The organism is Piscinibacter gummiphilus, assembly GCF_002116905.1.
GTDB lineage: Bacteria > Pseudomonadota > Gammaproteobacteria > Burkholderiales > Burkholderiaceae_C > Rhizobacter > Rhizobacter gummiphilus.
The window spans coordinates 1,609,506-1,628,456 of the sequence record NZ_CP015118.1; the positions used below are offsets into that span (position 1 = coordinate 1,609,506).

At 70.7% G+C, this 18,951-nt stretch carries 14 protein-coding genes; 5 read left to right on the forward strand and 9 right to left on the reverse strand.

Annotated features, from left to right (window positions below; all coding sequences use genetic code 11):
* Positions 1 to 12: 12 nt before the first annotated feature.
* From A4W93_RS07245 to A4W93_RS07270, 6 genes are all read right to left on the reverse strand, one after another.
* On the reverse strand, positions 13 to 1,014 hold the full coding sequence (locus A4W93_RS07245; RefSeq protein ID WP_085749976.1) for a Bug family tripartite tricarboxylate transporter substrate binding protein: 1,002 nt from the start codon (positions 1,012 to 1,014) through the stop codon (positions 13 to 15).
* A 65-nt stretch (positions 1,015 to 1,079) separates the two neighbouring features.
* Complete coding sequence (locus A4W93_RS07250; RefSeq protein WP_085749977.1) at positions 1,080 to 2,063, reverse strand: LysR family transcriptional regulator; 984 nt, start codon at positions 2,061 to 2,063, stop codon at positions 1,080 to 1,082.
* A gap of 80 nt (positions 2,064 to 2,143) precedes the next feature.
* Positions 2,144 to 3,052: a DUF2145 domain-containing protein gene (locus A4W93_RS07255; protein WP_085749978.1), complete on the reverse strand. Its 909-nt coding sequence runs from the start codon at positions 3,050 to 3,052 to the stop codon at positions 2,144 to 2,146.
* Positions 3,053 to 3,057: 5 nt separating this feature from the next.
* Positions 3,058 to 3,540, reverse strand: coding sequence for a hypothetical protein (locus A4W93_RS07260; protein WP_085749979.1), 483 nt, complete (start codon positions 3,538 to 3,540; stop codon positions 3,058 to 3,060).
* A gap of 141 nt (positions 3,541 to 3,681) precedes the next feature.
* Positions 3,682 to 4,686 (reverse strand): AraC family transcriptional regulator, encoded by a 1,005-nt coding sequence (locus A4W93_RS07265; protein ID WP_085749980.1) that lies wholly within the window; start codon positions 4,684 to 4,686, stop codon positions 3,682 to 3,684.
* Between the two features lie 8 nt (positions 4,687 to 4,694).
* The gene (locus A4W93_RS07270) at positions 4,695 to 5,594 is read right to left on the reverse strand and encodes a diguanylate cyclase domain-containing protein (RefSeq protein ID WP_085749981.1); all 900 of its coding nucleotides are present in this window, start codon (positions 5,592 to 5,594) and stop codon (positions 4,695 to 4,697) included.
* A gap of 263 nt (positions 5,595 to 5,857) precedes the next feature.
* On the opposite strand from A4W93_RS07270, the gene A4W93_RS07275 reads away from it, so the two are divergent.
* Positions 5,858 to 8,335 (forward strand): TonB-dependent receptor, encoded by a 2,478-nt coding sequence (locus tag A4W93_RS07275; RefSeq protein WP_085749982.1) that lies wholly within the window; start codon positions 5,858 to 5,860, stop codon positions 8,333 to 8,335.
* 11 nt (positions 8,336 to 8,346) lie between these two features.
* Positions 8,347 to 10,194 carry a phytase gene (locus A4W93_RS07280; protein ID WP_085749983.1) on the forward strand — a complete coding sequence of 616 codons (1,848 nt, stop codon included), beginning with the start codon at positions 8,347 to 8,349 and terminating at the stop codon, positions 10,192 to 10,194.
* A gap of 143 nt (positions 10,195 to 10,337) precedes the next feature.
* On the opposite strand, the gene A4W93_RS07285 is transcribed toward A4W93_RS07280, so the two are convergent.
* Entirely contained in the window at positions 10,338 to 11,228 is an 891-nt protein-coding gene (locus A4W93_RS07285) for an AraC family transcriptional regulator (protein ID WP_085749984.1), read from the reverse strand.
* A 130-nt stretch (positions 11,229 to 11,358) separates the two neighbouring features.
* On the opposite strand from A4W93_RS07285, the gene A4W93_RS07290 reads away from it, so the two are divergent.
* A complete protein-coding gene (locus A4W93_RS07290; protein ID WP_157782130.1) occupies positions 11,359 to 12,795 on the forward strand; it encodes an SMI1/KNR4 family protein in 1,437 nt (478 codons plus the stop codon).
* 34 nt (positions 12,796 to 12,829) lie between these two features.
* Positions 12,830 to 13,453: a hypothetical protein gene (locus A4W93_RS07295; RefSeq protein ID WP_085749986.1), complete on the forward strand. Its 624-nt coding sequence runs from the start codon at positions 12,830 to 12,832 to the stop codon at positions 13,451 to 13,453.
* 135 nt (positions 13,454 to 13,588) lie between these two features.
* On the opposite strand, the gene A4W93_RS07300 is transcribed toward A4W93_RS07295, so the two are convergent.
* Together A4W93_RS07300 and A4W93_RS07305 are read right to left on the reverse strand one after the other, a co-directional pair.
* Entirely contained in the window at positions 13,589 to 14,785 is a 1,197-nt protein-coding gene (locus tag A4W93_RS07300; protein ID WP_237357720.1) for a Fic family protein, read from the reverse strand.
* Between the two features lie 57 nt (positions 14,786 to 14,842).
* Positions 14,843 to 17,545, reverse strand: coding sequence for a winged helix-turn-helix domain-containing protein (locus A4W93_RS07305; protein ID WP_085749988.1), 2,703 nt, complete (start codon positions 17,543 to 17,545; stop codon positions 14,843 to 14,845).
* 197 nt (positions 17,546 to 17,742) lie between these two features.
* On the opposite strand from A4W93_RS07305, the gene A4W93_RS07310 reads away from it, so the two are divergent.
* Positions 17,743 to 18,948, forward strand: coding sequence for an acetyl-CoA C-acetyltransferase (locus A4W93_RS07310; RefSeq protein WP_085749989.1), 1,206 nt, complete (start codon positions 17,743 to 17,745; stop codon positions 18,946 to 18,948).
* Positions 18,949 to 18,951 lie beyond the last annotated feature (3 nt).

Genomic DNA, 18,951 nt, shown 5'->3' on the forward strand with positions numbered 1-18,951 from the left:
CCCGGCGCTCGCTCAGTCCAGCTTGATCTTGCCTTCCTTCACCACCGCGGCCCAGCGCTGGGATTCGGCCGCGACGAAGTCCGCGAACGCCTTGCCCGCGAGCGTCGGCGGCTCGGCGCCGATGCTGTTCCAGGTCGCGATCACCTCCTTGGAATGCAGCGCGTTGCGCAGTTCCGTCGACATCTTTTCCATCGCAGGCGCCGGCGTGCCGCGCACGGCCCACAGGCCGTACCACGTGGCCACCTGGTAGCTCGGCAGGCCCGCCTGGATCGTGGTCGGGATGTCCGGGAAACCCGGCGCCGGCTTGTCGCTCGCGACGGCGATGGCGCGCAGGCGGCCGCTGCGGATGTGCGGCGCGGACGAGCCGAGGCCGTCGAACATCATGTCCACCTGGCCGCCGATCAGGTCCTGCAGGGCCGGGCCCGTGCCGCGGTAGGGGATGTGGGTGATGAACGTCTTCGTCTGCGCCTTGAACAGTTCACCGGCCAGGTGGTGGGACGAGCCGTTGCCGGCCGAGCCGTACGTCACCTTGCCGGGGTTCGCCTTCAGGTACGCGATGAGGCCCTTGAGGTCCGTGGCCGGGATGTTCTTCGGGTTCACGACGATCACCTGCGGCACGCTCGAGATCATCGCGACCGGCACGAAGTCGTTCGTGAGGTTGTAGTCGAGCTTCGGGTAGATGGACGGTGCGATCGCGTGGTGCACGCCGCCCATGAACCAGGTGTAGCCATCGGGTGCGGCCTTGGACGCGATGCCGGCCCCCAGGTTGCCGCCGGCGCCGCCGCGGTTGTCGAGGACGATCTGCTGGCCCAGCAGCTTGCCGAGGGGCGGGGCCAGCGGGCGCGCGAAGGCGTCCGTGCCGCCGCCCACCGGGAAGGGCACCACGATCGTGACCGGCTTCGTGGGCCAGGACTGGGCCTGGACGATCGCGGGGGCCAGGGTCAGGCCCAGGCCGGCTGCCGCGAAAAGCGCCGCGACGGTGCGGCGATGGAACGTGGACGAGGGGTTCCGCATGCTTTCTCCAGGTGGGTGAGCCGGTCGGTGCGACGCACGATAGGGGTGCGTGGCGGGGTGATCAATCATGCTCGATCGGCGACCGTTACGGGTTCCGTAATGGTCGCCGCAGTCCGGGGCTCGGGGCCCGGCGGGTGGCCGAGTTCGGTGGCGTGGGCGCGGCACGCCGACAGCAGCGACAGCAGGTTGGGGTCGCGTTCCCGGGTGCGCAGGAAGGCGACGCAGATCTTCTGGCGCATGCGGAAGCGCGGGGCGAGGGGCACCAGCACCACGTCGGCCGGCAGGGCGTGGCGGATGCGGCCCGGCAGCAGCGTGTGGCCCATGCCACCGCCCACGAGGTTCATCAGCGAGAAGATGTCGCCGGTTCGCATCACCACCTCGGGCGCGTAGCCGGCCGTGCGGAAGGCTTCCTCGAAGCGGTCGTGCGTGACGAACCCCTCGGTCAGGCTGACGAAGCGGTCGCCGGCGCAGTCGCCCAGGTCGATCGCCGCTTCGTCCGCGTGGGCCGACCCGCGCCGCGTGGCGAAGAACACCTCGTCCTCGAACAGCAGCTGCGTCTCCACGTCCGGCGCGTCGTCCGGCTCGCCCAGCAGGGCCGCGTCCACGATGCCGTCGCGCAGCTTGCGCAGCAGGTCGGCGTTGGAGCCGAGCACCAGCTCGGCCTCCAGCTCGGGGCGGCGCGACCGCAGGCCCAGCACCAGGGCGGGCACGGTGCCGCTCGTGAGCGAGTACAGCGAGCCGATGCGGATGCTGTCCCCGGCATAGCCCGCCGCCACGCGCGTGCTGCGGATGCCGTCCGCCATCGTGCGCAGCACCTCGCGCGCGACGTCGGCCAGCACGCGGGCCGCGTCGGTGGGCACCAGGTGGCGTCCCTCCGGGCGGAAGAGCGAGCAGCGCACGCCGGCTTCGAGCGAATGCAGGGCGCGGTGGACACTCACCGCGCTGGTGCCGAGGCGCTCGGCGGCGCGGCCGAGGCTGCCGGTCTCGAGGAACACGAGCAGCACCTCCAGCTTGCGGAAGCTGACTTGCTCGTCGATGGGGAGGGGCACGGCAGGATCAGGTCGAGGGATGGAACCGGATCCTCGCATCCGCCGGGCGGGGAATCGTGACGGCCGCCTACAGATTTACCCTAGGTTCCCAGCAGCGGGATGACCTCGTCGCCGGGAGCCGCCTCGCAGCCGTCACCCAGCGGAATCCACCCTCTCCGAACGACGATCTTCTGGTCGTCATGGCACAGCTCGGTGCGGGCCGCCTCGGGGGCCTGCTGGTGGACGAACGCCTCGATCGCGACCGGCAGGCTCACCTGGAGCTGGAGCGCCTCGACGTCGCTGCCGGGGTGGTCGCGCACGTGCAGCAGCGGCACGAAAGCGCCGGCGAGCAGCAGCAGGCGGGAGTCGAGCGTGATGCGGGCGGGGGCATAGCCTTGTGCCCGCAGCCAGGCCTGCGCCTCGTCGCGCGTGTGGACCGACCCTTCGGGTGCCCACGCCGCCGCCAGCAATTCGGCCACCCACTGGTTGCAGTTCTGGTAGCGCGTGCTGAACGGGTAGGCGTTGGCGCTGTAGTCGGCGTGCAGGAAGGCGAGGGCACGGGGCTTGTCCAGCGCCGTGTCGCGCAGCCGGGAGGCCAGCGGCGCGGGCAGGTGAACCACGGTGACGTGCCCGCGCCGCGGGTCGTCCATGCCGAGCAGGAAGCCGGCGACGCCCTCGTCGAACAGGCGCGAGCGCGACTCGTCGCACGCGTAGTACAGCTGGCGCACGGACCAGGCTCCGCCGTCGGCCCGGAGGGCGATGCCGGCGTGGGAATAGCGGATGTCGAAGCGCGCGAGGTCGAGGCCCGAGCGGGCGATGAGGGCGACGCCGCCCGGGGTGTCGTCGAGCGCCTGCCGCACGCGCGCCGCGAAGCGCAGCCTGTGGTCCTGGTCGGTCGCGTTGACTTCGGGCCGGCGCTCGCAGAAGTGCAGCGCGGTGGCGTGGGCGTCGACCCCGGCCGCGAGGCCGGCCATCAGCACCGCGCTGGCCGCGGCGACGCGGGGAGTCACCGGGATCAGAGGCGGACGACGCGCGTGCCGAGGTCCTGCTGCCAGTCGTCCTTCAGCGCGAGGAAGAAGGCCTGCCGCGTGTCGGCGTGAGCGAACTCGAAGCCGTAGGGACGCACGTTCGTGACGACGTGGTCGCCGGTGGCGATGGCGCGGGCCGCGAGGGCCTTCTCGGGCACGAACAGCACGAACTCGGGCGTGGCGGTCGGTTCGGCGCCCTGCAGCGTGAGGCGGAGCGTGCCGGGGCGGTCCGGTGCGGCGGCCACGTCGACCACGCGGTACTCGCCTTGGGCGACCTTCTTGTCCTTGTCGGGCGACGAGGCGTCGCTCGACCCGCCGATGGAATCGGAGACGCTGCCGGACGAAGCGGAGCCGGCGCTGGACCCCGCGCTGGAGGCGGAGGAGGCGGACCCTTCGGCGAAGGCGACGGGGGCGGCGAAGAGGGCGGCCAGGGTGAGGGTGGCGGTGGCGAGGAGGGGGGCGCGGTGCATGGGGTAACTCCTGGAAAGGGGTGCGCCGGGAGCGGTGGCCCGGTGGAGTGCCATTGTGCCTTGGTGAGATTTCAGGGCATGTCGTGGGCCAAGCCCGAGGTTCGAGGAGGCCGGGACGTGGCGGCCCGCATCCATCGCCTGTCAGAACGCATCGCGCAGCAGGCGAGGGGTGAGTCCGCTCCAGCGCTTGACCGAGCGCCGGAAGTTCGTGCTGTCGTGGATGCCCAGGTGTTCGGCGACCTGCCGGCTGTCGTAGCCGCGGCCGTGCATCAGGCGCAGGGTGGTGTGCAGGCGGATGCGGTCGATCTCGGCCTGGAAGTGGGTGCCGTGGGCGGCCAGGCGCCGTTTCAGGGTCGCCGGGCTCATGCCGAAGGCGAGGGCGGTGTCCTCGAGGCCGGGGCTGTCGAGCAGGGTGGCCTGCAGGTGGGTGTAGAGGGCGCCCAGCAGGCTGCCCCGCGGTTCTTCCGTGCGGGCCTGGGCCAGCAGCGCGTCGTGGGCGACGTCCGACGCGGCATGGCGGGTCGCGGGCCAGCACCGGTCGAGCTGCGCGGCGTCGATCAGCATCGCGTCGATCTGGCAATTGAAGCGCAACTGGCTGCCCAGGTGGGTCTCGTGGTGGTCGAGGTGGCGCGGGGGTGTGCGGTTGAACAGGAACCGCCAGGGCAGGCGTTCGCCCGCCATCCAGTCGCACAGCGATCTCATCGCGTTCATGTGCAGGTCGACGAGGAAGGGGCGCATCTCGGCGGGCGCGAGGGCGTCGGTCCAGTACAGCACGGCCTGTCCGCCTTCTTCCGTGAAGTGGGGGACCAGCAGCGGGGAGAGGCGGGCGGGATGTGCGACCAGGACCTGCAGCGCCCGGCGCAGCGTGCCGGCGCGCAGCAGTGCATGGCTGGCCGCGCCGAAATGGCCGGGGAGCGCCTGCTGGCCGAGCACGAACGGCGTGTCGGGGCTCGCCAGGAGGTGGAGGATGTTGCGCAACATCTGCAGGTACTGGGCCGGGCTCAGCAGCGAGTCGTGCGGAGCGAGTCCCGTGCCCTGCCACAGGGGCGCGGGGTCGAGGTCCAGCGCCTGGAGGTGCTCGACCAGCAGCGCAGGCTGGTGGCCGCGGTGGATGAGCGGCGTTCCGGCGTCGTAGAGGGGGCCCATGCCGCGCCTCAGGCCGTCACGGGCTCGGCGCCCGCCGGGGCCGCTTCGAGCATCCGGTTCAGCTGCGACAGCAGGGCCGAGGCGTCGCCGGCCACGGTGACGGCCGCGGTGCGCAGGTCCAGCGCGACCCGTTCTCCGCGGAGGGTGTGGAAGCGCATGCCCTGCACCATGCGGGCCAGGTGCCGCGCCGTGCGCTGCCCTTCGGAGAGGGCGGTCCGCGGGAGCAGCACGAGGAAGCGGTCTCCGGCGTGACGGCACAGGAGGTCTTCCGGCCGGAGGTTGAGCAGCAACTGGTGGGTGACGGACCGAAGCGCACGCACGCCGTCGCGCCGGTCGTGCTGGCGCAGCAGCGCCTGCAGGCCGTCGATCTCCAGCATCAGCAGGGCGGATGCAGGCGGTGTCCCGGCGTCCTGGTCGAGTGCGATCTGCTCGCGGAGATAGTCGGTGCTGGCGAGTTGCGTGATGCGGTCGAAGCCGCGGTGCTCGCGGAACAGGCGTTCGCGCTGGTGCATGTGTTCGCTGAGCTGGAACTGCTCGCGCCGCCAGCCCATCAGGCCCAGCGTCAGCAGCAGCATGCCGAGCGGGGTGAGTCCGGACTCCAGCCACTTGTCCACCCGCCAGGGCGCCGCGTGCATCGAGAACACCTCGTCGAGCGTGTCGGCCCAGGCACCGAGCGCGAGCAGGCCCAGCCCGAGGGCGAGCCGCAGGGTGACCTGCCCGGCCGGACGGCTGGCCAGCACGATGCGCATCCACGCGGCGGCCATCACCGCGGTGCCGCCTTCGCCGAGCAGGTCGATGCCTCGCCATGCGGAGGGCGGCTTGGGGCTGCCCGTCGCGGCGAACAGCAGGGCGACGGCAGCCGCGGCCAGCAGGAACAGATGCTGGAGGTTTCGGTTCTGGGGTGTCATGGATGAGCACTGTGCGACCTCACTGTGTCGGCCGCGTGGCGGTTCGGGCGCCGCGGTGCGGGGAGGGTCGGATCGGCTCACGCGGTGCGAAGGCCTCCGGGATGACACCGCGGCGGCGCCGGGCCGGGGGGGCGGGTGCGATCGGCTCAACCGCGGCGCGGGCGAGGCTCCGCACGGCTTTCCGCGCCGGGGGTGTCACCGGACCGACATGCCGCGTTCCTAGAGTCGCGCCGCTTGCAACCTCCAAGACCACAGGACCTCCGATGTACGCCCCACCCCTTCGACGCCACTGCGCACCCGCGGCGCTGAACCGCCTGAGCGCCGCCGTGCTGCTCGCGCTCGTTGTCCCTGCCCATGCCCAGGAATCCGCCACGCTGGCGCCGGTGGTCGTGCGGGGCCAGGCCGCCGCGACGGACCGCGCACTCGACGATCAGGAAGCCGCCGACGACATCCGCAGCGTCGTGCGCAACGACGGCATCGGGCGCCTGCCCGACCGGAACGCGGCCGAGGCGCTGCAGCGCCTGCCCGGCGTGTCGATCGAACGCGACCAGGGGGAGGGGCGCTATGTGCGCGTGCGGGGGCTCGGTCCCGATCTCAATGCGGTGACGATCAACGGCACCCGCGTGCCCTCGCCCGAGAGCGGCCGCCGGGCGGTGATGCTCGACGTGCTGCCCTCGGCCCTCATCGGCTCGGCCAGCGTGATCAAGACGCTGACCCCTGACATGGATGCCAACTCGCTCGGCGGCACCATCGACATCCGCACCTTGTCCGCCTTCGATCAACCCGGACGCCTGCTGTCGTTCGAGCTGGGGGGAAGCCACAGCGACAACGTCTCGAAGACGAGCCCGCTCGGCTCGCTGCTGTTCGCCGACCGCTTCATGGACGGCCGGCTCGGCGTGGCCTTCGGACTGAACGCCGAGCAGCGCAAGTTCGGCTCCGACAACGTCGAGACCGGTGGGGCGTGGGATGGCAACGCGCTGGAGGAGTTCGAACGCCGCGACTACCGGATCACCCGCGAACGCGTGGGCGCGGGGCTCAACCTCGAGTTCAAGCCGGCCAAGGGGCAGCTCTACTACCTGCGTTCGATGGCCAGCCAGTTCAGCGACGACGAAGTGCGCAACGCGCACACCATCGCGTTCGACGCCCCGCAGGAGGCCGGCGTGCTCGGCGATGCCGAGAGCGTGCGGTCGCTCAAGGCGCGCAAGGAGACGCAGCGCATCTACTCGCTGGCCCTCGGCACCGACCAGACCCTGGGCGACTGGGAGCTGAACCTCGCCGGCGGTGTCAGCCGCGCGAGCGAAACCACGCCGCGCTCGATCTCCGCGGCCGACTTCGACGGCGGCACCTACTCGAACGTCGGGTTCACCGACGGCCGCACCCCCACGCTGCTGGCGCCGGCGTCGATCAACGAGGCCGCCGGCTACTCGCTGAGCGAGATCGAACTCGAGGAGAACGCGGCGCGCGACCGCGAGTACACGCTCAAGCTCGACCTGGCCAAGTCGCTGCCGATCTTCGGCGCCGCGGGCCAGATCAAGTTCGGCGGCAAGATCAGCCGCCGCACGAAGACCAACGACCAGACCACGTGGACCTCGGACGACTTCGGCCCGGCACCGACCGACCTCGCGTCCTACGCCGGCCCGTCGCCCCGCTACCCGTTCGGGGCCTTCGGACCCACCATCCAGCCCGGGGCGATCCAGGCCATCCTGCCGGGTTCGGTGATCGAGGTGGACGAGGTCGAGTCGGTCATCAACGACTACACCATGAAGGAGAACCTCGACGCCGCCTACGTGCAGTCGAAGTTCCAGCTCGCCGACTGGCACCTGATCGCCGGCGTGCGCTACGAGGGCACCCGCTTCACGGCCAGCGGCACCGGCTACGACGAAGGCGCCGGCACGTTCATGCCCCGCGACAGCCAGCACCGCGACGACCACTGGCTGCCCGGCCTGCACGCACGCCACGACCTCGACGACACCACCTCGCTGCGCGCCGCCTGGACCAACACGGTCGTGCGGCCGACCTTCGAGCAGCTGCGGCCCGGCTTCACCATCGACGGCTCGGAAGGCGAGTTCGGCAACCCCGACCTGAAGCCGCTGCGTTCGTCCAACCTCGACCTGGGCATCGAGCGGCGCCTGGGCTACGCGGGGGCGGTGTCGGTCTACGGGTTCCACAAGAACATCCGCGACTTCGTCTTCCAGACCACCGCCGACATGAGCGCGGCCTTTCCCGGCGTGACCGACGCCACCACCTACGCCAACGGCGGGCAGGCGAAGGTCTATGGCGTCGAGCTGGCCTACACCCAGGCGCTGCGTTCGCTGCCGGCGCCGTGGAACGGCCTGCTGGTCGGGGCCAACGCCACCTTCTCGGATTCGCGGGCCGACGTCAGCGTGGGGGGCGTGTCGCGCCGCATCACCTTGCCCAGCCAGTCCAAGCGCGTCTTCAACCTGGTGCTGGGCTGGGAGAACCCGGTGTTCGGGGTGAGGCTGGCCGCCAACCACAAGTCGTCCTACCTGCTGGAGGTGGGTGCGATCGACGACCCGTCCACCGACCAGTACGTCGACGCGCAGACCCAGCTCGACCTGTCGATGCGCTACTCGGTGAGCAAGTCGCTGCAGTTCGCGTTCGACGTGCAGAACGTCACCGACGAGCCCTACTACGTCTACGCGGGCAGCCGCGACCGCAACGCGCAGTGGGAGGCCTACGGCCGCACCTACCGCCTCAGCATGAAGTACAACCTCGAGTGATGCCTGCACCCATGAACCTCTGGATCCCCTCGAGCGCCTGGGTCCGCCTCGGCGCGGCCCTGGTCCTGTCCGCTGCAACGACGGTGCAGGCCGCGGCGTTCCCGGACGACGTCGAGGAGGCCGTCGTGCTGGAGGGCGGCGCGGCGCTCGTCCTGCGGAAGAACGCGGTCGAGCTGCTCGACGCGGCCGGCACGGTCCGAGCCCGTGTGGCGATGCGAGGTGAATCGCTCGACGCGCGGCCCGGCCTGGGCCTGGTCGTCGATGCGAACACCGAGCGTGTCGTGCCGTGGCGCATCGACCTGGCGCGCGGCCAACTGACGGCCCTGCCGCCACTGCCCGATGCGGGTCAGGCGGTGTCGGCCGCCTGCCTGTACCGGGATGCGCAGGGGCTGTCGCACGTGTTCGTGATCGGGCGCAACGGCGTGGCCACCCAGTGGCTGCTGCACGGCGGCACGGCGCGGGCGGTGCGCACCCTGGCGGTCGCCCCGGATGCGGAAGGCTGCCGGGTCGATGACCGCACCCACCGGCTGTTCGTGAGCGAAGCCGGTGGGGTGTGGGCGCACCCGGCCCAGCCCGAAGGGGCGCCGCGGCGCGAGCCCGTCGCCCTGCTTCAACCGAACGGCCCCTTGAAGGAAGGCGGTGGGCCGGTCGAGGTGCTCGCCGACGGCAGCCTGGCGGTGGGGGACCCCGGGCGGGGCGAGGTGTTGCGGCTCGTGCACCGCGAGGGCCGGTGGCGAACGGCCGGACGCGGTGTGCTGCTGCCGCGTGCCGGCGCCGAACGCCTGGCGCTGTGGCACGACACCACCCGCACCCGGCTGGCGGTGCGGGACGCGTCGTCGGGCCACTGGTCGTTGCGGGACTTGCCCCCGGACGCGGCCCGGGCCACTCCCGCGGCCACGCCCCTGCCGATCGTGACCGCGCGGGTGCAGACCGACCCGGTGGCCCGGTTCGGCGATGCCGCCGACGACCCGGCAATCTGGGTCCATGCGACGGAGGCCACCCGCTCACGCGTGCTGGGCACCGACAAGAAGCGCGGCCTCGGGGTCTACGACCTGCAGGGGCGGGAGCTGCAGTTCCTCGACGTGGGCCGCATCAACAACGTCGACCTGCGCCAGGACGTGCTGCTGGGCAGCGAACGCCTGGACCTCGCGGTGGCCACCCAGCGCGACGAGCGCGGCCTGGTGCTCTTCCGCATCGCCGGAGACGGCACGGTGTCGGAGCTGGCCCGCCTGCCGACCGGGCTGAAGGACATCTACGGCGTGTGCCTCTACCGCTCGCCCGATGGCGCGCCCGAGGTCTACGTCAACGACAAGGACGGGCGAGTCCTTCACGGGCGGATCGAAGGCCCGGCCGCGCATCCCCAGCTGCGGCCCCTGCGCGAGTTCCGCCTGGGGTCCCAACCCGAAGGCTGCGTGGCGGACGAGACGCAGCAGGTGGTGTTCATCGGCGAGGAAAAACGCGGCGTGTGGCGCGTGGCCGCCGACGGGCCGGCCCGGCCGGTGATGGTGCTGCCGGTGGGACCGTGGCTGGCCGCCGACGTCGAGGGCATGGGCCTGTACCGGACCGGGCGCGCGAACTATCTCGTCGTGTCCAGCCAGGGCAACGACAGCTACGTCGTGCTCGATGCGGCACCCCCGCACCGGGTCCGCGGCGCCTTCCGCATCGGCATCGACCCCGACGCGGCGATCGACGGTGCGTCCGACACAGACGGCCTCGAAGTCAGCTCGCACGGCTTCGGCCCGGTCTTCGCCCGGGGCCTGCTGGTGGTGCAGGACGGCCGCAAGGTGTTGCCGGAGGCGCCGCAGAACTTCAAGTATGTGGCTTGGGAGGATGTGGCGAAGGCGCTGGGGTTGCCCTGAACGTTCGCGTCCCTGGGAGGGCGGCCGGGAACGAGGAGCCCACACACTCGAAGAATCCGACCTGACGCCGGAGGCTTGCTGCGCCGGCGGCGGCCGGCATTTCGCCAGGTTGCTGTGTTGGCCTGAGATGTGAAGCGGACATGTCATTCGAGCGGCAGGAACAACTCGGCCACCGCTTCATGTTCCGCCACCTCCGGGAAGAAGCTCAGCCGCCGGCAGTAGATCGGGAAGTCACGCAGCGTTTCGCCGCTGGCCGGGAGCCAGGTGCGATAGAGGAAGAGGGCCGCCGGCTCCAGGTCGTCCGTGTGGCCCACCACGCGCAGCACGGCGCAACGCCCGCCCGGGATGGCGCCCCGCTCGATCCGCTCCCCTTCCCGCTGGACCGTCTGCTGGTGCGGGTCGATGCCGACGCACAGGTCGACGTCGTAGTCCGCCGGGTCGGCCGGGCTTTTCTCGGACCGCCAGACGTTGAAGGTGGCGTGGTGGCGGGGATGCAGGCCGTTGGCCTTGCGCCATGCGATGAACCGCTGCAGCGTCGCGCCGAACATGGCCGGGTCGCCGCGGTGTTTCATGATGGCGACCGGCGTGGCGGGCTCCTCGCGGAGGGTCACGTCGTCCAGGGTGAAGGTTCGTGTCATGAGCTTGCTCCTGGCGTTGTTCAACGGCTCGAAGGCGGCGAACCACGAGGCCCAGTCGGCCCCGTTCCGGAAGACCGAGGGCGCTTGGCCGACCTGCTGGCGGAACGCCCGGGCGAAAGCGTCCGGCGCGTCGTACCCGGCGTCCAGGGCCACGTCCGTGACGCTCTGCTCGCTCCGGTAGGCCAGCTGGTATGACGCGCGCTTCATGCGGGTCAGCTGGATGTAGCGGTGGACGGTGAGGCCGAAGGTCGCTGAGAACTGCCGGTGGAAATGGAACTTGGACCAGACGGCGACGCGGCTGAGGGTTTCCAGGTCCAGGTCGTCGTCCAGGTGCTGGTCGATGTGCTCCAGCACCCTTTGCATTCGGGCGTGGTAGTGGGTGAGCGCCGTCTTCATGGGTCGTTTCGTCGTGGCAATGCCATTGGAGCCGATGGTGGCTCAACTTGCCCGACCGATCTTGCGGTTCCCGGACTTGTCGCCGTCGGCGGCCCATTGGCGAGAATGGTGCCCCGCCGGAGACGCACGCATGAACGACACCCCCCAACGAGCCCACCGCATCCTGGACAAGCTGTCGCAGGCCAAGGCCGCCGATCCCGATCTGGAGGTGTTCGGCGCGGATGCGCACGGCTACGTGGTCCATCCGCCGGCCAACCTTCAGGCCGTGAGCGATTTCGAGGTGCGCCTGGGCATCCAGCTGCCGCCGGCGTATCGGCAGTTTGTTCTTGAGGTGGGCAATGGCGGGGACGGATACCAGGGGTCGGCGGCGGGGCCGTTCTACGGGATCTACGGGGTCGGCGACAGCATGGGCGCCATGCAAAGCGAATCGTTGGCCAAAGTGGTGGCCAGGCCCTGCGTCCTCTCGCCGGGCATGTCACGCCCGGACTGGGAGGCACTGGTCACCCGGTTGGGCCTGGATGGCGACCTGGACGACGAGACGTATGACGAGGCGCACGACACCCTGTTCGGCGGTCTGCTCCCGCTGGGGTCGCAGGGCTGCTCGATGTATCACGGCCTGGTCGTGAACGGCCCGCACACGGGGCGCGTCGTCAACTTCGACATCGACCGCAGCGGACCGCCGGTCTTCGCATTCGAACCCGACTTCCTGACTTGGTACGAGCGATGGCTGGACGAAGTCATCTCGGGCGACCTACTGCAGGAGGGGCCCTCCTGGTTCGGCTACATGCGCGGGGGCCTCGAGGCCGAATTGCTCGCCGGCTGGCTGGGCAGCGAGGACGCGCAGACGGCGAACGAGTACCTCGTCGGACTGCTGTCCAAGAGGCGGTTGAGCGAGGCGACTCTGGACGCGTTGGTCGCTCGCCAGCCCGAGAATGGTGAGCACCGCCCGCTGGTCTGCCAGATCGTCTGCAAGCACGATCCGGACAAGGCTCGGGCGCTGCTCACTCTGCTGGCAGCACAGGAGCCGCTGTCCTTCCTGCAATGCCTTCATTGGCATGCGCGAGACCGCGCGCAGCAGTGGCAGGCGGAGGTTCTGGCAATCGCGGACCGCATCACCGATCTGGAGACCTTCCGCTTCTTCACCTACGTGCTGGAGGTGCTGCCTGTGGACCGCGGCTCCATCCTGACGCCGTTCACCCGCCACGAGCAGGCCGGCGTGCGCCGCCAGGCTCTGCATGCGCTGGGCAAGGTCGCGGACCGCCGGCCGCATCTGCATTGCTTCATCGCCGGGTTGCATGACGAGGACAGCACCGTCGTTCACGCTTCGCTGCAGGCGTTGCACGGCGTCAAGGACCGCTCCCTGCTTCCCCACTACCGGCGGGTCGCGGAGCGCTACCCCGAAGAGCGCGACCATGTGCTTGTCAACCTGGAGCACCGACTCAAGGAACTGGGAACCTCCCGGGCCACGCTGTTGCTGGCACCCGCAGGGGCAGCCCATGGCACGGGCCTCGGCGCGATGATGCGGCACTTCGCCAATCTGGTGACGGGGCGGCGAACCGGTCGTTGAGTCCGGTGATCTCCGCCATCCATGGGACCCTGGCATGACTCGGAAGTCCGTCGAAGCGCTGCGGGAGGAGTTGCGCCACCAGGGAAAGGCCGCGTGCAGCCATGGCGCGGCCATCTCCGATCCGTTCGGACCTCTGGCCGGCTCCCTCGCACTGTGCGCGGCCCTGTGGATGCTGCCAGCGACTGGCGCGGCATCCGGTGCCGACATGGACGACCTCGCGCGACGCCTTCGCCAGGACGGGGCGGAGCAGGTCAATCTTCAGTTGGGTGCGCAGACCCAGTTCATGGCGAGCCTGAACCAGGCCGCGGCCGATTGCGATCCGCCGGCGGTCCAACTGGCCGTGGCGCTCAGCCGAACCCGAGATGCCAAGGCCCGCGAGCTTCACGAAGAGTCGCTGCGCGCTGCCGTCGGGGCCTGCACCGACCTGGTCCTGTCGCTGCTGACGCCGGCCGAAGTGCCCAGGATCTGCGGGTCCGTCTCCGGTTGGACGGTGACCCAGACCGCCCGGGAGCTGCGACGCCGCATCGCCCAGCTCGACCTCGAAGAGCGTCGGCAAGCGACGCGGCATGGCAAGGCGTGCCGTGCGGCCTACCTGCACGAGTTGCAGACCACGCGGGTGGGGTTGAGGGTGGCGCCGTCGAGGAAGGCGGGACCGTGAAGGCCGCCTCCATCGACCGCTCCACCAGGATCAAGTCTGAAATCTGAACTTCAAACTTCTTCATTGCATGTTATCTGTCATGCAACGAATGAACAACGAACCCTGGTGGGTGTCCCGGAAAAACTGACCTGGCCCTCATGGGGCACTCGGAGGTTCATGGTTCCGGGCCTCCACACCATGAGTCCACCCCGGCATGGCGACGTAGTACCGGACCGCCTTCCCCGCTCCCGAGGTCCAAAGCTGTCCCGCGGCGACCATCGCGGCGAGATCGCGTGTCGCGGTCGGCTTGGAGGCTCCGGTCATCTTCATGTACTTCTCGGCGTTGAGCCCGCCTGCGAAGCCTCCGTCTCCGTCGTCCAGGAGGCGTTGCAGCACCTTGCGCTGGCGCGGGTTGACGGCTTCGCTCCCGTGCCGCTCCCAGAAACGTCGCTTCTGGATGGCCTGGTCGATGATGCTGCTCGAGGCCTCGCAGGCGCTGGTGACTTGTCGAGCGAACCAGCGGACCCACTCGGTGACGTCGCCAGTCCCTCGTGCGGCCTGGTTGAGCGCCTCGTAGTACTCGGCCCGGTGGGACATCAGCTGCTGGGACACGCTGTAGAGACGCAGGGGCTTGCCCTGGTGCTGGGCGATGGCCATGTCCATCACCGCACGTCCGACCCGCCCGTTGCCATCCTCGAACGGGTGGATGAGTTCGAACCAGAGGTGCGCGATCGCTGCTCGCGTGAACCCGTCCATCGCGGCGCCGGGAGCAGCCGGCTTGGTCGGGTCGGTGGCATTGAACCACTCGAGGAAGTGGTCCATCTCGGCCGGAACCGAGCGCGAGGGCGGGGCTTCGTAGTGGACGGTCTCCCGATCCGCCTGGCCACTGACGATCTGCATCGGCTCGGCGTGGTCGCGGAACCGGCCGACCGCGATGCGTTGGATGCCGGAGGTTCCGCCGGGGAACAGGGCCGACTGCCAGCGGCAGAGCCTGTCGGCGTCGAGGGGGACCGCGAAATTGTCCGTCGCGTCGTTGATGACCTCCACGAGCCCGTCGACATGGCGGTCGGTGCCACCGGTGTGCGGGAGGCCGAGCCGGCGCAGCACGGACGACCGAACAGCGGCCGCCGAGTAGTGCTGGCCTTCGATCGCGGCCGTGGCGATGACCTCGGCCGAGAGGACATGCACGGCAACCTCCCCATCGAGCGTGACGCCGATGGCCGCGGCCTGACCTTCCACCACCCCGTGGCTCTTGTGCGCCCGAGCGAGGTCTGCAGCCACCGAATCGGCTTGCACCGCGAAGCGCCGCCATGACGGTTGCTGCCAGATGAACTTGGGCTGCTTCGGGCTCATGAGCCGCATTGTGTCACATGCGGCTCACGAAATGAGCCGATTTTCGGCCGATGCGGCTCAGCGAATCACCGCCAACCGCCTCGCGATCGCTACTGCCTGCGTCCGGCTCTTCGCATTGAGCTTCATGTTGATGTTCCGCAAGTGCGTCCGCACCGTGCTGTCCGAGACGAACAGCTTCTCCGCCATCGCGCTGTTGGAGTAACCCTCGGCCAGCAGCTGCAGCACGCGGATCTCCTTGCGGGTGAGGGGTTCCTGGAGTGGATCCACCGAGGGCGTGGGAACCGCCTCGGGTTCGGCCGCTGACAGCGGTCCCGCCGCATCCAGCAGCCGCTGCAGGAAGTCATCGAACAGCGGATCGGTGGCATCGGACGCGTGCTGCCGATGCCGATGCAGCAGCGCCGCCGCCGGCTCCCCTTCGTCGAGCACGAGCCGCATCACCCCTTCCACACTCGCCGCGTGGAGCACTGGCGCCAGCGTGCGTGATGCAGCGTCCGGATCCCCCGCGCGCTGCAATGCCAGCGCCTGCAGCACCTGCAGTTTCATCACGCGCCGGCGGCGCCCCGACGCTTCGTCGCGCGCGATCTCCCGGGCGATGCCCGGCAGCGCCGCACGGGCATCTCCGAACATCAGCAACCACCGCAGGCGCCCGAGCGCCATGTCGTCGGTGTCGTGTGCCGGAAGCCGTTGCCGCGCCACCCGGTCCCACACCGCCGGATCGTCGGCCCGATCGAGTTCTTCGCGCGCAGCCTGCCCGTTCCCCTGCAGCATCAGCATCCGCGCCCGCTCCAGCTTCGCACTGCACACCACCCTCGGCAGCTGCCGGTGATGCCCCAGGTACTCCAGTTCGGTGAGCACGAGGAAGGCCGAGTCGATGTCCCCGCGGTGGAACGCGATGCGCGAGCGCAGCACGTGGCTCAGGATCATGTGGTCGGGCAGGCCGACGTCGCGCGCGAGGGGGAGGTAGATGTTGAGCAGGTGGTCGGCGGCGTCGAGGCGGTTCTCTTCGTAGACGGCCGAGGCGTACAGCACCCCGGCCCACGCGTTGCCGTTGTGATGCTCGTACGTGGCCGTCTGCGCCTGGCTCAGCACCATGCGGAAGCGCGCGGTGGCCTGGCGCAGCCGGCCTTCCTGCAGGTCGAGCAGGCCTTCCATCGACTCGGTGTACATGCGCACGAAGGGCGTGGCGCCGCGCGCGGCGCGGGTGGCGTCGAGCAGGCGGTGGGCCTCGTGGGATTCACCCATGACCGAGACCACGCTGGCCATCGCGTTGGTGAGCACGCTGTCGGCGAAGGGGCGTGACGTGGGCAGGCGGGCGAGGTTCTGGCGGCCGATCTCGTAGGCGTCCTCGTAGCGGTCCATCATGGCCAGCAGCAGCGGGCGCAGCGCGTTCTCGTGGGCGCGCACGACGGCGTCGCCGCTGCGGCCGGCGCCGGAACGGTCGAGGCGGGCCATGGCTTCCCACGGGCCCTGCGTGAAGCAGGCGGACCACACGGCCACCACTTCGAGCAGCGGGTGCGCGCGCAGCGCGGCCTCGGGCACGACGGAGAACCAGCGCGCGAGCAGCCGCATGCGGCCCTGGGCCAGGAAGGCCTCGGCGTGTAACACGAGCAGCGAGAGGGCGTGCGGGTAGTCGCCGCCGTCGATGGCGTGTTCGATGGCGGGCACCGGGCGCTGCTCGGCCTCGTACCAGCCGGACGCCGAGAGGTGCAGGCGCGCGAACTCGTCGGGCATCTCGCGCTGCAGCTGCGCGCGCAGGAAGTCGGCGAAGAGGCTGTGGTAGCGCCACGCGGGGCCGCCCGCGCCCTGCGCGTCGGCGGCGAGGGGGATCAGGAAGACGTTGGCGGCCTCCAGCTGCGCGAGGATGCGCACGCTGTCGGCCCGCGGGTTCAGGGCCTGGCACAGCGACGCGTTCAGGTCGCGCAGGATGCTGGTGCGCAGCAGGAAGCCGCGCACCTCGGGCGTCTGCTGCGCGAGCACGTCCTCCGCGAGGTAGTCGGCCACCGCGCGGTTCGAGCCCGAGAAACGTTCGATGAAGTCGCTGCCGGCGCCGTGGCGTTCGAGCGCGAGCGACGCGAGCCACAGCGCGGCCACCCAGCCCTCGGTCTTGCGGTTGAGCAGGGCCACGGCCTGCGGGGCGGGCGTGGCGCCGCCGCGGCGCTGGAAGAACTCGGTGGTTTCGTCGAGGGTGAAGCGCAGGTGTTCGGTGTCGACCTCGACGAGCTGGCCGCGGGCGCGCAGGCGGCCCAGGCCCAGGTCGGGCAGGCCCCGCGAGCCGATGACGACCTGGCCGCGGCGGGGCAGGTGGTCGAGCATCTCGCGCACGAGGCCCAGCACGGCGGGCTCCTGGATCACCTCGAAGTCGTCGAGGAAGAGCGCGAACGGCGAGGGGTGGCGCGCGAGCGCGGCCATGGGGTCGGCGGGCGCCGCGCCGAAGCCGTCGGCGGCGATGTCGGCCACGGCGTCGGCGAGGCACGCGAGGAAGCGTGGCACGTCGTTGTCGGCGCGGTCGAGCGTGAGCCAGGCGGTGTCGATGCCATCGGCCTCGAGTGCGGCGCGGGCCTGCAGCATGGACGTGGTCTTGCCGAAGCCGGCCGGCGCGCGCACCAGCACGAGGCGTGCGGTGACGGCCTGGCGGATGCGGTCGCACACGGAGAGCCGGGGGACCTGGTGGGGGTCGGCCGTGGGCGGACGGATCTTCGTCGACGGCGCCGTCACCGGCGTGGGCCGGACCGCCTGGCGGTCGGGGGGAAACGTCGGCATACCGCTGGGATCGGTCATGACTTCGGGCCGGTTCGAGGGAAGGGAGGTTCCGACGGAGGCGCATCGTGCGCCCGAATGCACTCTGGCGCCCACGTCCATACCGACGATTTTGCAGGGAAGCAAGCCCTTGGTGTGCTGGTGTTTTCCGTCGGTTCCGACGATGGGCCGTGCCCCGGCGGATTTCTAGACTGGATCGCATGAACACCGTCTATGTCTACGACCACCTGCGCACCCCGCGCGGCCGGGGCCGCCCCGACGGCGCCCTGCACGAGGTGCCGCCCGTCCACCTGGCCGCGGGGCTGCTCGCCTCGCTGCGGGCCCGCAACGGCTTCACGGGCGACGCCATCGACGACGTGGGCCTCGGCATCGTGATGCCCGTGGGCGAGCAGGGCGCCGACCTCACCCGCACCGCGCTGCTGGCCGCGGGCTACGGCGACACCGTCACCGGGTTCCAGGTGAACCGCTTCTGCACCTCGGGCCTCGACACCGTGAAGTTCGGTCATGCATTGATTGCATCGGGGCAGGCGGACGCGGTGATCGGCGGCGGGGTCGAGTCGATGTCGCGGGTGCCCATCGGCGCCGACGGCGGTGCGGCGTACGTGGACCCGCGCATCGGGGTCACGCACCCGTACATCCCGAACGGCGTGGCCGCCGACCTGATGGCCACGCTCAACGGCTTCACCCGCGACGACGTGGACGCCTACGCGGCCGAGAGCCAGCGGCGCGCGGCCGAGGCGGTGGCCGGCGGGCGGTTCGCGAAGTCCATCGACCCGGTGAAGGATGTGATCGGCCAGATCCTGCTCACCCACGACGAGGCCGTCCGGCCGGGCACGACCCGCGCCGACCTCGCCAAGCTCAAGCCCGCCTTCGCCGGTGTGGGCGCCGAGGGCTTCGACAGCATCGTGCTGCAGCGCTACCCGTCGCTGAAGGCGATCGACCACGTGCACACCGGCGGCAACTCGAGCGGCATCGTCGATGGCGCCGCCGTGGTGCTGCTCGGCAACGAGGACTTCGGCAAGCGCCACGGCGTGCGCCCGCGCGCCCGCGTGCTGGGCAGCGTGAGCGGCGCGAGCGAACCGCTGCTGAGCCTGGGCGGGCCGCTGCCGGTGGCCGAACGGCTGCTGGGGCGCCTGCGCATGTCGCCGGCCGACGTCGACCTGTACGAGGTCAACGAGGCCTTCGCGGTGGTACCGATGGTGGTGGCGCGGCACTTCGGGCTCGACCCGGAACGGGTCAACCCGAACGGCGGCGCCATCGCGCTGGGACACCCGCTCGGGGCCACCGGCGCCATCCTGCTCGGCACGGCGCTCGACGAACTGGAGCGGCGCGGCGAGGCCACCGCGCTCGTGACGCTGTGCGCCGCGGCGGGCCAGGCCACCGCGCTGGTCATCGAACGGGTCTGACAC